The following is a 12,626-nucleotide window of genomic DNA, read 5'->3' as shown; positions in this document are numbered from 1 at the left end:
GGGGACCTGCACCGCAGGTCCCCGGAGGATCATCAGGCCAGGGAACCGGCCCGTCGTCCGAACACGCAGCCGGCAGCAAGGCCGGAACCGCCGGGGTAGTTGGTGCTGAACAATCCGCCAAGCATCTCACCGGCGGCGAACAAGCCCGGGATGTGGTTGCCCTCGGCATCCAGCACCCGGCCTGAGGTGTCACCCTTGACGCCGCCGAAGGTGAAGGTGATGCCGCAGGTGACGCCGTATGCGTAGAACGGTCCGGTTTCCAGCGGCACCGCCCAGTTGCTCTTGACCGGCTCGGTCTGCGCAGCCCGGCCGTCCAGCACGTTCGGATCAAAGGCGATGCTGCGGTCTATGGAGGAGTTGAAGCCGCTCACGGTCTTCTCCAGCGCTTCCGGGTTGATGCCGATTTTGGCTGCAAGTTCGGCAATCGTGTCGGCGGTTTCCACGGAAACACCGGGCATGTCGTACTCCTCCGCCCGGAGCATGGGCCGCAGCGTGGCATCAAAAAGCTGCCAGGCCACCGAGCCGGGCTGCTTCAGGATTTCCTTGCCGTACTTGGCGTAGGTGTAGTTGCGGAAGTCGGCGCCTTCATCCAGGAAGCGCTCGCCGTCGCGGTTGACGATGATGCCCAGCGGATAGCTCTGCCGGGTCAGGCGGTTGGTCAGTTCGCGGTTGCTTTCGTTGTTTTCGGTGAACGCGTCCCACTGCACGCTGTGGCAGGTGTTCCAGTCACCGCCCCGGGCGGCGCCAATGTCGAGTGCGGCCAGCAGCATATCGCCGGTGTTGCAGGGGGTGCCGCGCACTTTGGCGTTTTCCCAGCCCTCACCGAGGAATTCGCGGCGCAGGGCAGGGTCGGATTCAAAGCCGCCCGCGGTGAGGATCACGGATTCGGCGTTCAGCACATACTCGCCCTCCGGACCGGCAACAACGACGCCGGTGACCCGGCCGCCGTCGAGCACCAGGCGGGTGGCCGGGCTGGCGTAGCGGATCTCGACGCCGAGTTCCCGGGCCACGCGGGTGTGGTCCGCCATCATGCCTTCCCCGCCGCCCACGTTGCCCACATGCAGCCCGCCCCAGAACAGGTAGCTGCCGTCCGGGCGTTCGTAGGCCTGGCGCTCGTACATCAAGCGGTATTTCAGGCCCAGGCTGTTCAGCCACCGGAGCGTGGACTGGCTTTCGGAGATCAGTACCTCGGTCAGCTCCGGATCGTTCCGGCCTTCGGTGACCTTCGCCAGGTCCGCTGCGTACTCCTGCGCGGAGTAGGGCGGAACCACGGTGGAGGCATGGCGGTCATCATGCTCGATCAGGCCGGCCAGGTCCGCCAGGCCCCCGTGCGTAATGCGGGTGGCGCCGGCGGTGTAGAAGCTGTTGCCGCCGGAGAGCTCTTCAGATCCCTTTTCCAGCAGGATCACTGAACGTCCGCGTTCGGCAGCAGCGTGGGCCGCGGTGAATCCCGCGTTGCCGCCCCCCACCACAATGACGTCCGCACTGACGGACCCGGTAGTGCCTGCTACTGCCATGTGCTGCTCCTGATGTTGGTTGCATACCCATGTATACAAAGCCTCGGTGAATGGAAACGATTCTAGGGGAACCGTGACTCACGTCAAGTTACAGGTCCTTCAGTCACAATTGTTACTTGCTTCACAGTCCTTTAGGGTGGTGACTTAGGTCACCCGGCTGTATGTATGTGATTGTGTACAACAATCCGCACATACCGAGGATCGTCCGTCCGACAACGAAGTAATGGAACGGGAAGAGATGAAAAAGTCCATCCGCACGGGGGTTTTCGCCCTGGTCGTCGCCGTGGTCACGATCCTGGCGTTCGTTAATGCAGCTGCGTCCGGAGGCACGGCCACCGCACGCAGCAAACTCACACTTATTGCTCCGGCAGCCCCCGGCGGAGGCTGGGACGGATTCGCGCGCGAATCCCAGCAGGCGCTGCGCAGCAACGGCATCGTCAATAATCCGCAGGTGGTGAACGTTCCCGGAGCCGGAGGCACCATCGGACTGAGCCAGTTTGTCCAGACCCCCGGCCGCGAGGATGCGCTGCTGGTCACCGGCGGGGTCATGATCGGCGCCATCGAACTGGCCGACAACCCGGAGTCCATGGCCGACGTCGTTCCCATCGCCCGCCTCGCTGATGACTATGCGGCGCTGGTGGTTCCGGCGGACTCGGAATTCCAGACGCTCGATGACTTCCTGGCCGCATGGCAGGCGAACCCCGGGGCCAACTCCATCGGCGGCGGTTCGCTCGGTTCCATCGACCATCTGCTCAGCGGCCTGCTCGCCCAGAAGATCGGCATGGACCCGAGCACGGTGAACTATGTTGCCTATTCCGGCGGCGGCGAAGCCCTGACGTCACTGCTGTCCCACACCACGGCCGCCGGCATGTCCGGGTACAACGAGGTGGCGGACCAGATTGAAGCCGGAACCCTCCGCGCCCTGGCGATCTCCTCCGAGGAGCGGCTCGACGGCGTGGATGTCCCCACCTTCAGGGAGCAGGGCGTGGACGTGTCCATGTCCAACTGGCGCGGCGTAGTGGCCGCCCCCGGCATCACGGATGAAGCGAAAGCGGAATTCGTTGCGATCATCACCGAGATGCGGGAGTCGGATGAATGGCGGGACACCCTCGAGCGCAACAGCTGGACGGACAGCTTTGCCACCGGCGAGGAATTCGAGGACTTCATCGACGGAGAAGTCACCACGGCACAAGGAATCGTAAAGGAGCTCGGATTATGAGTCTCGCCCAGGACAAGCCGGCACCCGCCCGGCAGTCACCGGCGCCGCGCCGCCCGGCGCTGGAAGGCCGAAGTGAACTGATCGTCGTCGCCGTGCTTTACGCCGTGGCGATCTTCCTGACCATCGGCACCGCCACCATGAACGTGCAGGGCACCGCTTCTCCGGGGCCGCAGTTCTTCCCGGTCCTGGTCTGCATCGCCCTCTATGGGGTGGCCACGGCCCTGGCCATCCAGGTGATCCGGCGCCCCAACATTCCGGACACCCGCATCCATCCCGGACGCGGGAACTTCTCCGGTGCCATGCTCGATGACCTCTCCGGCGAACGTGAGTTTGAAACCCTGCACGACGACACGGGGGACCATCCCACCTACAAGACCTACTCCGATTGGCGGACCGTGGGCATGGTTGTCGGTGGCGTGGTGGCCTTCACCGTCATGCTCAACATCGTGGGCTGGATCCTCAGTGCGGCGTTCCTGTTCTGGGTGATCTGCTACGCGATGGGCAGCAAGCGTCCGCTCTTCGACGTCGGTGTCTCGCTGCTGTTTGCCTCCGCCGTACAGCTCGCCTTTAACGCCGGACTGGGCCTGAACCTGCCCTCCGGCTTCCTGGGAGGAATGCTCTGATGGATCAGCTCGCACTGCTTATGGAAGGGTTCGCCGCCGCGCTGACCCCCGTCAACCTGCTCTGGGTGCTGATCGGCGCCGTCCTGGGCACCGCCGTCGGCGTCCTTCCCGGACTCGGCTCGGCAATGGCCGTGGCCCTGCTGCTCCCGGTCACCTTTTCCCTGGAACCCACGGCGGCCTTCATCATGTTCGCCGGCATCTACTTCGGCGGACTTTTTGGAGACTCCACCGCGGGGATCCTCCTGAACACCCCGGGCAACTCCTCGGCAATTGCCTCAACCTTTGAAGGCCATCGCATGGCCAAAAACGGGCAGGCCGCCAAGGCCCTGGCCACCGCGGCCATCGGTGCGTTCATTGGCGGCCTGATAGCCACCACGCTGGTGGTGTTCTTCGCCCCCACGCTGGTGCGCCTGGCCACCGTATTCGGTCCGGCGGAGTATTTCGCCCTGGCAGTCTTCGCCTTCCTGGCCATCTCCGCAGTGGTCTCCGAATCCGTCATCCGCGGTGTCGGCGCCCTGGGCATCGGCCTGGCCCTGGCCCTTGTGGGAATCGACGGACCCAGCGGAACCGCCCGCTTCACGCTGGGGCTGCCCCAGCTTTTTGACGGCATTTCCATCATTGTCATTACCGTTGGCCTGCTTGCACTGGGCGAGGTGTTCCACGTGGCCTCGCGCATCCACCGGGATCCGGTGGCAACCCGCATCAAGGCCGGCGGAAACGCCCGCATCAACTTCAAGGATTTCCGCAAGGCCCTGCCCTCATGGCTGCGCGGAACTGCCTTTGGCGCTCCTTTCGGGCTGATCCCAGCCGGCGGGGCCGAGGTTCCCACCTTCCTGGCCTACGGCACCGAAAAACAGCTGGCCAAACGCCGCAAGGATCCGGAGTTCGGCACCACCGGCTCGATCAAGGGCCTGGCTGCGCCGGAAGCGGCAGCCAACGCGACGGCGGGAACCGCCATGGGCGCGCTGCTGGCGCTCGGGCTGCCCACATCGGCCACCGCCGCCATTATGCTCGCAGCCTTCCAGCAGTACGGGATGCAGCCCGGGCCGCTGCTCTTTGAGCGAAGCGGTGACCTGGTCTGGGCCCTGCTGGCCTCGCTGTTCATCGGCCTGGTCATTCTGCTGATCATCAACCTGCCGTTCGCTACAGTGTGGGCGAAGCTGCTGACCATTCCCCGGCATTACCTCTATGCCGGCATCACCGTTTTTTCCATGCTGGGCGTGTACGCGGTGAGCTCATCGCTCATCGACCTGTGGCTGCTGATTGCAGTTGGCCTGCTGGGCTTCCTCATGCGCCGCTACAGCATTCCGCTGGCACCGGTGCTGATTGCCGTGATCCTGGGCCCGATGGCGGAGACGGAACTGCGCCGCGCACTGGCCGTTTCCGAGGGGGATTTGGGCATTCTGGTGGGCAGTCCCATCACCATTACGCTGTACGCCGTGCTGGCTGGCGCGCTGATTATCAGCGGACTGCAGCATCTGCGCCACCGCCGCCGTGACGCCGCGGCGGACCGTGGGGAGGTGCTGGCCGGCAGCAGCAGCTAAGGCCGCCAAGGGGTGCCGCCGGGTCCATCAAAGGGTTGATCTTGCTCGCACCGGCAGGTTTCTGTGGGGCCGGGCGGCACACGCCGCGATACGATACTGACAACCCGTTGGTAAGCAACCGCCCGGCGGCATCACAGCAGAAACCTCCCGACCGAGAGAGCTCGATGACACCCCGCACCTTGTTCCGCACCCTGGCCTTCGCCGAGGCCGTCACCTGGACCCTGCTCCTGGCCGGCATGTTCGCCAAGTACGTTTTGGACAACGAGGCATTCACGCCGATTGCCGGCGGCCTGCACGGCTTTGTGTTCCTCTCCTACGCCGTGAGCACGGTATTTGTCGGCATTAACCAGAAGTGGTCACCGGCCACGATCTTTCTGGGCCTCGTGACGGCGGTGGTCCCGTATGCCACCATTCCCTTCGAGCGCACGATGGACCGCGGGGGAAAGCTCGACGGCGGGTGGCGGCTTGCTCCGGGCGGCGAAACGCCCGGCAGCTTCCCCGAGAAGGCCCAAGCAGTGGTGCTTCGCCGTCCGGCAGTCTCCGTGATCGTGCTGCTGGCGGCCGTCGCCGTCGTCTTCTATGTGCTCCTGGTCCTGGGCCCGCCCGTTTCCCTTTCCTAACCCACCGCCGAACTAGCAGAAGGTGCACTTCCCAGCTCCGGGAAGTGCACCTTCTGCTATCTCGGGGCAGGCGTCCCGAATGTTCACCTTCCGTTTTCTTTTCGTTTCAACCCCGTGGATACCGTGGCGAGCGGCGCACAAAACAATGCAATAGTGCGCCTCGGAACTATGGACGGAAAAGAACGCAATGAGCATTTTCTTCACCGGTTTGCAGTGGCAGGATGGCCCCGTCCACTGTCTTAGTGCTGCAAACCAGGCCGGGGCGCCACTCCCCGGGACCGGAGCATGAGCGTCGCCGCCAATCCGGCGGCCAGGAGCGAAAAAAGCCCCGCTGATCGGGCCGGCATCAAGGCCTGGTGGTATTTGCTGCCGGCGCTGCTGATATTTGCAGCATTCCTTTTCTATCCGCTGGGACGCTCGGTGTTCCTGTCCTTCCAGGGCAGCGACCTTTTCGGCCGGCCCTCCGGATTTGTCGGACTGGACCATTATTTGCGGTTGTTCACGGACTCCGGTTTTCAATCGGTCATGTGGGTAACGCTGGGATTCACGGTGCTGACCGTGGCACCGTCGATTCTGATCGCACTTGCCCTGGCCCTTCTGCTGCACCAAAAAATCAAGGCCGTACGGTTTTTTCGGACGGCGTTTGCGCTGCCCTTTGCCTATTCGGTGGCCACGGCATCCGTGATCTTCGGAGTGATGTTCAACCAGGCCACGGGCGTGCTGAACGGCATGCTGGCCTTCTTCGGGCTGGACCGGGTGGGCTGGCTGACTGATCCCGGCATCGCCCTGCTCTCGGTGTCCATCGCGACAATCTGGATGCAGCTGGGTTACAACCTCCTGGTTCTCTCCGCAGGCCTTGGGGCAGTGTCCGAAGACGTCGTCGAGGCAGCCCGACTGGATGGAGCTCACGGCTGGCGCATGCAGCGCTCGATCATCATGCCGCTGCTGACGCCGCAGCTGTTTTTCCTGCTGGTCACCGGCACCATCCACGCACTGCAAAGCTTCGGCCAGATCCACATCCTCACGAAGGGCGGCCCACAGGACAGCACCACCACCCTGGTCTACTCGATCTATCAACAGGCCTTCGCCAACAACAACTCCAACTTCGGCTATGCGTCCGCCCAGGCCGTTGTGCTGCTGATCATCGTGGTAGCGGTGTCCGCGGTCCAATTCGGCCTCCTGGAGCGAAAGGTGTTCTACCGATGAGCCGCACAACAGCTCCCACACCAGCTCCCGCACCCGTTACCCGGGCAGCAGGCACCCGAACAGCAGACATCCGAGCAGCAGGCACCAAAGCGCCGGTCGGGCGGAAACCTCCGGCAGCACCCCGGCGGCAGCGCCGGCCGCTGACCCTCGGCCGTGTCCTGACGTATCTTGGCCTTTCCGCCGGTGCCGCCGTCGTCCTCTTCCCGGTCTATTTCGGTTTTGTCGGATCATTCATGGGCCCCGGGGACATCAACTCCTATCCGGCGTCCCTGTGGCCGCTCGACGGTTTCCGGCTGGAGAACTTCACCGGCGCCCTGGACAGCATTCCGCTGGTCCGGCAGTACGGAAACTCCGTGGTGATGGCGGGGCTGATCACGCTGGGACAGCTGCTCACGTCGCTGCTGGCAGCCTATGCGCTGGTGTTCCTGAAGGTGCGCTGGCGGGCGTTCTGGTTTGCGCTGTTCCTGTGCAGCATGATGGTGCCCTCCGAGGCCATCATCATTCCGAACTACCTGACCATGAGCTCCACGGGACTGATCAACACCATTCCGGCCCTGGTGCTGCCGTTCCTGGCCCACGGTTTTGGGATCTTCCTGCTCCGGCAGGCCTTTATGTCCTTCCCGATGGAGCTGTGGGAAGCGGCGCGGATCGACGGCGCCGGACACTTCAGGTTCCTCTTTTCGGTGCTGGTGCCGCTGTCCAAGCCCACGCTGGCAGCACTGGGCATCTGGTCCTTCCTCTCGGCCTGGAACATGTACTTTTGGCCGCTGCTGGTCACCCAGACACCTGAGATGCAAACCATCCAGATCGGCATCACCCAGCTGCGCTCGGCGGACAACTTCAACGCCGGGCTGGTCCTGGCAGGCACCGTCCTGGCCATCATTCCCACACTCCTGCTGGTGGTTTTCGGCCAGCGCTTTATTGTCCGCGGCCTCACCGCAGGTTCCATCAAGTAACCCTGCGGCTGCAGCCACCACCCTCTCATCCACCACTCCAGCAGTATCCGGGGCGACCAGCTTCGGGCAATCCACAAAGGGGACCATTTTCATGCGATTCACACCACAGGCCCGATTCCTGCCGCTGGCAGCCGGCGCGGCTGCCCTGGCACTGGCGCTGTCCGCGTGCGGCGGCGGGGGAGGCGCCGGGGTCACCGGTGCTCCGGCCGCCGATGTGCTCGAGAAGGCCGACGGCGCCACCGAGGTCAACTTCTGGCATTCCATGGACGGCACCAACGGCGAGACCCTCGACGCACTCATTACGGAGTTCAATGCGGCTAACGAGGGCGAAATCGAAGTCAAGGGCGTCTACCAGGGCGACTACGACACCACCATCACCAAGTACAAGGCAGCGGTCCAGTCCGACAGCACACCCACCATGGTGCAGATCTACGACATCGGCACCCAGTTCATGATCGACTCCGGCGCCGTGGTGCCAACCCAGGCCTTCATTGACCGGGACGAGTATGACGTCTCGGACCTGCAGCCCAATATCGCCGGCTACTACTCCATCGACGACGAACTGTGGTCCATGCCCTTCAATACCTCCATGCCGGTGCTCTACTACAACAAGACCCTCTTTGACGCCGCCGGCCTGGATGCCGAGGCCCCGCCCCTGACCCTGGAGGAAGTAGGGGCAGCGGCTGAAACCTTATCCAAGGTCAACGGCGGGCCGGCGGAGTTCGGCTTCAACGCGGCCATTTACGGCTGGTTCCTGGAACAGGAAATCGCCGCCAACGGCGGGCTCTACTGCGGACCCGAGAATGGCCGCGCCGGTGAGCGTGCAGCTGAGTATTCGTTCGATGACGACGACGCCGTCACCTTCGTCGACTGGTGGAAGGACCTGGTCGCCACCGGAGTTGCCGGCAACACCGGCCGGGCCACCGCCGATGCGCAGAACGCGTTCAAGACCGGAACGATCGGGATGACGCTGGAATCCACCGGGGCGCTGCGGGGCATGCAGCAGGCCGCTGATGAGCAGGGCTTCGAGCTGGGCGTCGGCTTCTATCCGCGGATTGAGGACAACGACTCCGGCCCCATCATTGGCGGTGCATCATTGTGGATTTCCGATGAGGGTCACTCGGACGAAGAGATGGAAGCGTCCTGGCAGTTCATGCAGTTCCTGGCTCAGCCGGACACTCAAGCGACCTGGCACACCGGCACCGGGTATTTCCCGATCTCCCGCGGTGCCCTTGACGAGCCGAAGGACGTGGCCTGGCGCGAGCAGTACCCGCAGTTTGACGTGGCTGTCCAGCAGCTGGCCGCGACAAAGCTGACTCCGGCAACCCAGGGCTGCTCCGCCGGATCCATGCCGCAGGCCCGCAAGGCCGCTGAGGACGCGCTGGAAGGCGCGCTGCTGGGCGGAGACACTCAGACTGAACTTACCGAGGCCGTCACCGAGCTCAAGCGCGAAGTGGATAATTACAACAACTCCGTGCAGTAGCACCGGATCAGCGAACGAAGGGCAGCAAGGTTATGGCATCCCCGGACGAAAACCGCACCATGGTCGTGGGACACCGCGGCAACAGCGGGCTGGCCCCGGAAAACACTGCCGTAGCCTTGGCGCAGGCCCGGGCCGCCGGCGCCGACATGATCGAGACTGACGTCCGCCTCACCGCGGACGGTGAATTGTTCCTCTTTCATGACGGCACCGGCGCCCGAACGACCAACGTGGCAGAGGTTTTTCCGGACCGTGCCGAAGCTCCGATTACCTCCTTTACCGCAGCAGAACTGCGCCGGCTCGATGCCGGGGCCTGGTTCGGCGGGCAGTTTGCCGGGGAAAGGATTCTGTTCCTGTCCGAGCTGCCCGCCGCCGTGGACTTTGGCCTGGGCATCAACCTGGAAATCAAGGCGCCGCAGGACTCACCCGGTGTGGAGGAAGCCATCGCCGAAGCGCTGAGGGGACCCGACTGGACGCGGCTGCTCCGGCACCACCCCGTTGCGGTCAGCTCCTTTGACCCGGCGACCGTGCGCGCTTTTGCCCGTGCGGCGCCGGGCATTCCCGTGTGGCAGCTGGTCGAATCGGTTCCGGATCCGGCGCTGCTGTCCGAAGGCGCCGCCCGCGGCGTCCAGGGAGTGGTGGCGGACCACCACTCCCTGGACGCCTCCGGTGCTGACGCTGTGCGGGCCGCAGGGCTGGGGCTGTGGGTGTACACGGTCAACGAGCGTGCCGAGATGTCGCGGATGCTCGATCTCGGCGTGGACGCCATCATCACGGATTACCCGGCCAAGCTCGTGGACCTGCTGGGCAGCACTGCCACCGGCTAGGGGTGGCGGACTCCCTGCCCGGCCAGCACCGCCGGGTAGCCTTCCCGGAAGGTGGGATAGGCAAACGAAAAGCCGGTGCCGCGCAGCCGGGCATTGGAGAGTCTGCGGTCTCCGCCCCGGCTGGATTCCTTGTCCGAAGGCTCCGGCAGCTCCCGGCCCAGCTCAGCGGCCAGGAACCGCAGCACCTCGGCCAGATCCACCGGCTCGTTGTCCACGCCCACATACAGCGGTGCGGGATCAGTAATCGCCGTGGTGAGGTGCACGATGGCGGCGGCGGCGTCGTCGCGGTGGATCCGGTTAGTCAGCTGCGGGGAGGCGGGCACGACGGCGGCGCCGGCGTTCACGGAATCGATCAGGCGGGTGCGCCCCGGCCCGTAAATGCCGGAGAGCCGCAGCACCACGGCATCCGGCCGGCGTGCGTGCAGCAGCTGCTCGGCTTCAAGGATGACGGCACCGGTGTCCGAGGCCGGCGCGGCCGGCGTCTGCTCATCCACCCAGTTCCCGCCGGCATCGCCGTACACAGCGGTGGAGGAGACAAACAGGATCCGGCGCGGATGCACGCCGTCGCGCTCCAGCGCATCCAGGACATTGGCGGTGCCGTCGACGTACGCAGCCCGGTAGGCGTCAACGCTGCGGCTGCCCGCGGCCACGGCAATGACGACGACGTCGGTATCGGCAGGGACGGGCGGCAGTTCCGCAGCGGTCAGGTCGGCGGCCGCGCCGGTAATCGGGGCGGGGATTTTCTCCGGGGACCGGCGCCATCCGAGCACGGAAAAGCCGGCCGCGGCGAACCGCAGGCCGGCTTCCGTGCCCAAATCGCCGCAGCCGGCAATCAGGACAGTCACAGTGCAGTCCTACTCAGCCAGCGCCGCGAGCACGGCCTTGGCCACGTCCTCGCTGGACTGCGGGTTCTGGCCGGAAATCAGGTTCCGGTCCCGGACCACAAAGCTGGACCAGGCGGGACCGGTTTCCACTTCGGCGCCCTTGTTGCGCAGCACGTCCTCGACAAACCAGGGGGTGTTTTCCCCGGTGCCGCCGTTGAGCTCTTCCTCATCCGTGAACACGGTCATTTTGCGGCCGGCAAAAACGAAGTCGCCGTTCCCGGTCTCGGCACTCAGCAAACCTGCCGGGCCGTGACAGAACGGAGCGATGATCTTTCCGTCGTTGTCGGCTGCAATCAGAATCCGGCCCAGGTCCTTGTCGAAGGCCAGGTCCGCCATGGGGCCGTGCCCGCCCGGCATGACGACGGCGTCGTACTCTGCGGGATCCGCGTCAGCGAGTACCAGCGGCGAGGACAGCTCGGCGTCGATGAAGGAAATGTACTGGGTGAAGGCCGCGGCCTTTTCCGGGCTGCCGGCGGACGCCGGATCCAGGCTGACCTGGTCCACGGTGGGCTTGACGCCGTTGGGGGTGGCGATGCGCACGGTGTGGCCGGCTTCGCGCAGGACGCGGTGCGATTCCACGAGTTCCTCGGCCCAGTAGCCGGTGGGGTGCTCGCTGCCGTCCTTCATCGTGAGGGAATCTGCTGCTGAAACGACCATGAGGATATTAGCCATGGGGGTGTGCTCCTTCGGTGGGGAAATGGTGGTGCCTGCCGGGCAGGACCCGGCGGTTGTGCTGCAGGTGGCGCGCCGCCTACTTGCCGGCGGTCTTGCTGGCGGCGTCGAGCTCTGCGTAGGTGGCGTCGTCGAGCACCAGGTCAGCCGCCGCGAGGTTTTCCTCGAGGTGCTTGATGGAACCGGTGCCCGGGATCGGCATCATGACGGGGGAGCGGCGCAGCAGCCAGGCCAGGGCCACCTGGGAATCGGTGGCGTTCAGGCGCTGGGCGGCCTCGGCCACGGGGCCACCGGGCTGGGCCAGCTCGCCTGCGGAAATCGGCGCCCACGGGATGAAGCCGATGCCGTTGTCCTCGGCGTACTGCAGTACGTCCTCGGAGGAACGGTCGGTGAGGTTGTAGCGGTTCTGCACGGTGGAGACCGTGAAGTACTTGCCGGCTGCCTTCAACTCATCGACCGAGACCTGGGACAGGCCCAGGGCCTTGACCTTGCCCTCCTGCTGCAGGTCGCGCATCACGGCGAACTGCTCTTCGGCGGGAACGGTGGCATCGATGCGGTGCAGCTGGAACAGGTCCAGGGAATCCACCTTCAGGCGGCGCAGGCTCAGCTCGACCTGCTGGCGCAGGTACTCCGGGCGGCCCAGCGGCACCCAGACATCGGGTCCGGTGCGCACAAAGCCGGCCTTGGTGGCAATGCGGACACCGTCCGGGTAGGGGTACAGCGCCTCGGCGATGATTTCTTCGCTGATGGTGGGGCCGTAGGAGTCGGCGGTGTCAATGAAGTCGACGCCGAGCTCAACGGCGCGGCGGACGACGTCGACGGCGGTGCCGCGGCTTTCGGGCTCGCCCCACACGCCGGGGCCGACAATGCGCATGGCGCCGAAGCCAAGACGGCGTACCGTGCCCAGGTCCTTGAGATCAATGGTCGGAGGGACGGGGGATACGTTCTGCTCTGTCATACAGGCGGCAACAAGGGGCCTCCCGGGCTTATTCCTCAGCAGACTGAGGTTTGTCCCCGGCTTCCCGCCGCGAGACGCCCTCTCTCCTCCGCGAGATGGCTCCCCTCTCCTCCGCGATAT

General features: G+C 65.1%; 12 protein-coding genes. 8 read left to right on the top strand and 4 right to left on the bottom strand.

Features of this window, described 5'->3' with window-relative positions:
* Positions 1 to 32: 32 nt before the first annotated feature.
* Entirely contained in the window at positions 33 to 1,517 is a 1,485-nt protein-coding gene (tcuA, locus tag AAE021_RS11730; protein WP_342022510.1) for an FAD-dependent tricarballylate dehydrogenase TcuA, read from the bottom strand.
* Between the two features lie 238 nt (positions 1,518 to 1,755).
* Between tcuA and AAE021_RS11725 the strand changes: the two genes are divergently transcribed.
* The 8 genes from AAE021_RS11725 (at position 1,756) to AAE021_RS11690 (ending at position 9,992) form a co-directional block, all read left to right on the top strand.
* The gene (locus tag AAE021_RS11725; protein WP_342022509.1) at positions 1,756 to 2,736 is read left to right on the top strand and encodes a tripartite tricarboxylate transporter substrate binding protein; all 981 of its coding nucleotides are present in this window, start codon (positions 1,756 to 1,758) and stop codon (positions 2,734 to 2,736) included.
* On the top strand, positions 2,733 to 3,359 hold the full coding sequence (locus AAE021_RS11720) for a tripartite tricarboxylate transporter TctB family protein (protein WP_342022508.1): 627 nt from the start codon (positions 2,733 to 2,735) through the stop codon (positions 3,357 to 3,359). The genes AAE021_RS11725 and AAE021_RS11720 overlap by 4 nt, the downstream gene beginning before the upstream one ends.
* Positions 3,359 to 4,903, top strand: a complete 1,545-nt coding sequence (locus AAE021_RS11715; RefSeq protein WP_342022507.1) for a tripartite tricarboxylate transporter permease — start codon at positions 3,359 to 3,361, stop codon at positions 4,901 to 4,903. Before AAE021_RS11720 ends, AAE021_RS11715 begins: the two co-directional genes overlap by 1 nt.
* Positions 4,904 to 5,067: 164 nt before the next feature.
* Positions 5,068 to 5,523 (top strand): DUF3817 domain-containing protein, encoded by a 456-nt coding sequence (locus AAE021_RS11710; protein ID WP_342022506.1) that lies wholly within the window; start codon positions 5,068 to 5,070, stop codon positions 5,521 to 5,523.
* A gap of 285 nt (positions 5,524 to 5,808) precedes the next feature.
* On the top strand, positions 5,809 to 6,729 hold the full coding sequence (locus tag AAE021_RS11705; protein ID WP_342022505.1) for a sugar ABC transporter permease: 921 nt from the start codon (positions 5,809 to 5,811) through the stop codon (positions 6,727 to 6,729).
* Positions 6,726 to 7,685, top strand: a complete 960-nt coding sequence (locus tag AAE021_RS11700) for a carbohydrate ABC transporter permease (RefSeq protein WP_342022504.1) — start codon at positions 6,726 to 6,728, stop codon at positions 7,683 to 7,685. Before AAE021_RS11705 ends, AAE021_RS11700 begins: the two co-directional genes overlap by 4 nt.
* Before the next feature lie 91 nt (positions 7,686 to 7,776).
* Positions 7,777 to 9,168 carry an ABC transporter substrate-binding protein gene (locus AAE021_RS11695; RefSeq protein WP_342022503.1) on the top strand — a complete coding sequence of 464 codons (1,392 nt, stop codon included), beginning with the start codon at positions 7,777 to 7,779 and terminating at the stop codon, positions 9,166 to 9,168.
* A gap of 32 nt (positions 9,169 to 9,200) precedes the next feature.
* Entirely contained in the window at positions 9,201 to 9,992 is a 792-nt protein-coding gene (locus AAE021_RS11690) for a glycerophosphodiester phosphodiesterase (protein ID WP_342022502.1), read from the top strand.
* Here AAE021_RS11690 and AAE021_RS11685 read toward each other — a convergent pair.
* The 3 genes from AAE021_RS11685 to AAE021_RS11675 form a co-directional block, all read right to left on the bottom strand.
* The gene (locus AAE021_RS11685) at positions 9,989 to 10,837 is read right to left on the bottom strand and encodes an SDR family oxidoreductase (protein WP_342022501.1); all 849 of its coding nucleotides are present in this window, start codon (positions 10,835 to 10,837) and stop codon (positions 9,989 to 9,991) included. The two genes, AAE021_RS11690 and AAE021_RS11685, sit on opposite strands and share 4 nt — an antisense overlap.
* Before the next feature lie 9 nt (positions 10,838 to 10,846).
* The gene (locus AAE021_RS11680; RefSeq protein ID WP_342022500.1) at positions 10,847 to 11,548 is read right to left on the bottom strand and encodes a type 1 glutamine amidotransferase domain-containing protein; all 702 of its coding nucleotides are present in this window, start codon (positions 11,546 to 11,548) and stop codon (positions 10,847 to 10,849) included.
* Positions 11,549 to 11,627: 79 nt separating this feature from the next.
* Positions 11,628 to 12,506, bottom strand: a complete 879-nt coding sequence (locus AAE021_RS11675) for an aldo/keto reductase (RefSeq protein ID WP_342022499.1) — start codon at positions 12,504 to 12,506, stop codon at positions 11,628 to 11,630.
* Positions 12,507 to 12,626: the final 120 nt, after the last annotated feature.

The sequence above is a fragment of the Arthrobacter citreus genome (genome assembly GCF_038405225.1).
Lineage (GTDB): Bacteria > Actinomycetota > Actinomycetes > Actinomycetales > Micrococcaceae > Arthrobacter_B > Arthrobacter_B citreus_A.
This window is presented reverse-complemented; position numbering and strand designations above follow the sequence as displayed.

Coding starts and splice junctions, on each gene's coding strand:
- AAE021_RS11705 (WP_342022505.1), top strand. CDS start 5,809: ATGAGCGTCGCCGCCAATCCGGCGGCCAGGAGCGAAAAAAGCCCCGCT.
- AAE021_RS11715 (WP_342022507.1), top strand. CDS start 3,359: ATGGATCAGCTCGCACTGCTTATGGAAGGGTTCGCCGCCGCGCTGACC.
- AAE021_RS11675 (WP_342022499.1), bottom strand. CDS start 12,506: ATGACAGAGCAGAACGTATCCCCCGTCCCTCCGACCATTGATCTCAAG.
- AAE021_RS11680 (WP_342022500.1), bottom strand. CDS start 11,548: ATGGCTAATATCCTCATGGTCGTTTCAGCAGCAGATTCCCTCACGATG.
- AAE021_RS11700 (WP_342022504.1), top strand. CDS start 6,726: ATGAGCCGCACAACAGCTCCCACACCAGCTCCCGCACCCGTTACCCGG.
- AAE021_RS11690 (WP_342022502.1), top strand. CDS start 9,201: ATGGCATCCCCGGACGAAAACCGCACCATGGTCGTGGGACACCGCGGC.
- AAE021_RS11725 (WP_342022509.1), top strand. CDS start 1,756: ATGAAAAAGTCCATCCGCACGGGGGTTTTCGCCCTGGTCGTCGCCGTG.
- AAE021_RS11710 (WP_342022506.1), top strand. CDS start 5,068: ATGACACCCCGCACCTTGTTCCGCACCCTGGCCTTCGCCGAGGCCGTC.
- tcuA (WP_342022510.1), bottom strand. CDS start 1,517: ATGGCAGTAGCAGGCACTACCGGGTCCGTCAGTGCGGACGTCATTGTG.
- AAE021_RS11695 (WP_342022503.1), top strand. CDS start 7,777: ATGCGATTCACACCACAGGCCCGATTCCTGCCGCTGGCAGCCGGCGCG.
- AAE021_RS11720 (WP_342022508.1), top strand. CDS start 2,733: ATGAGTCTCGCCCAGGACAAGCCGGCACCCGCCCGGCAGTCACCGGCG.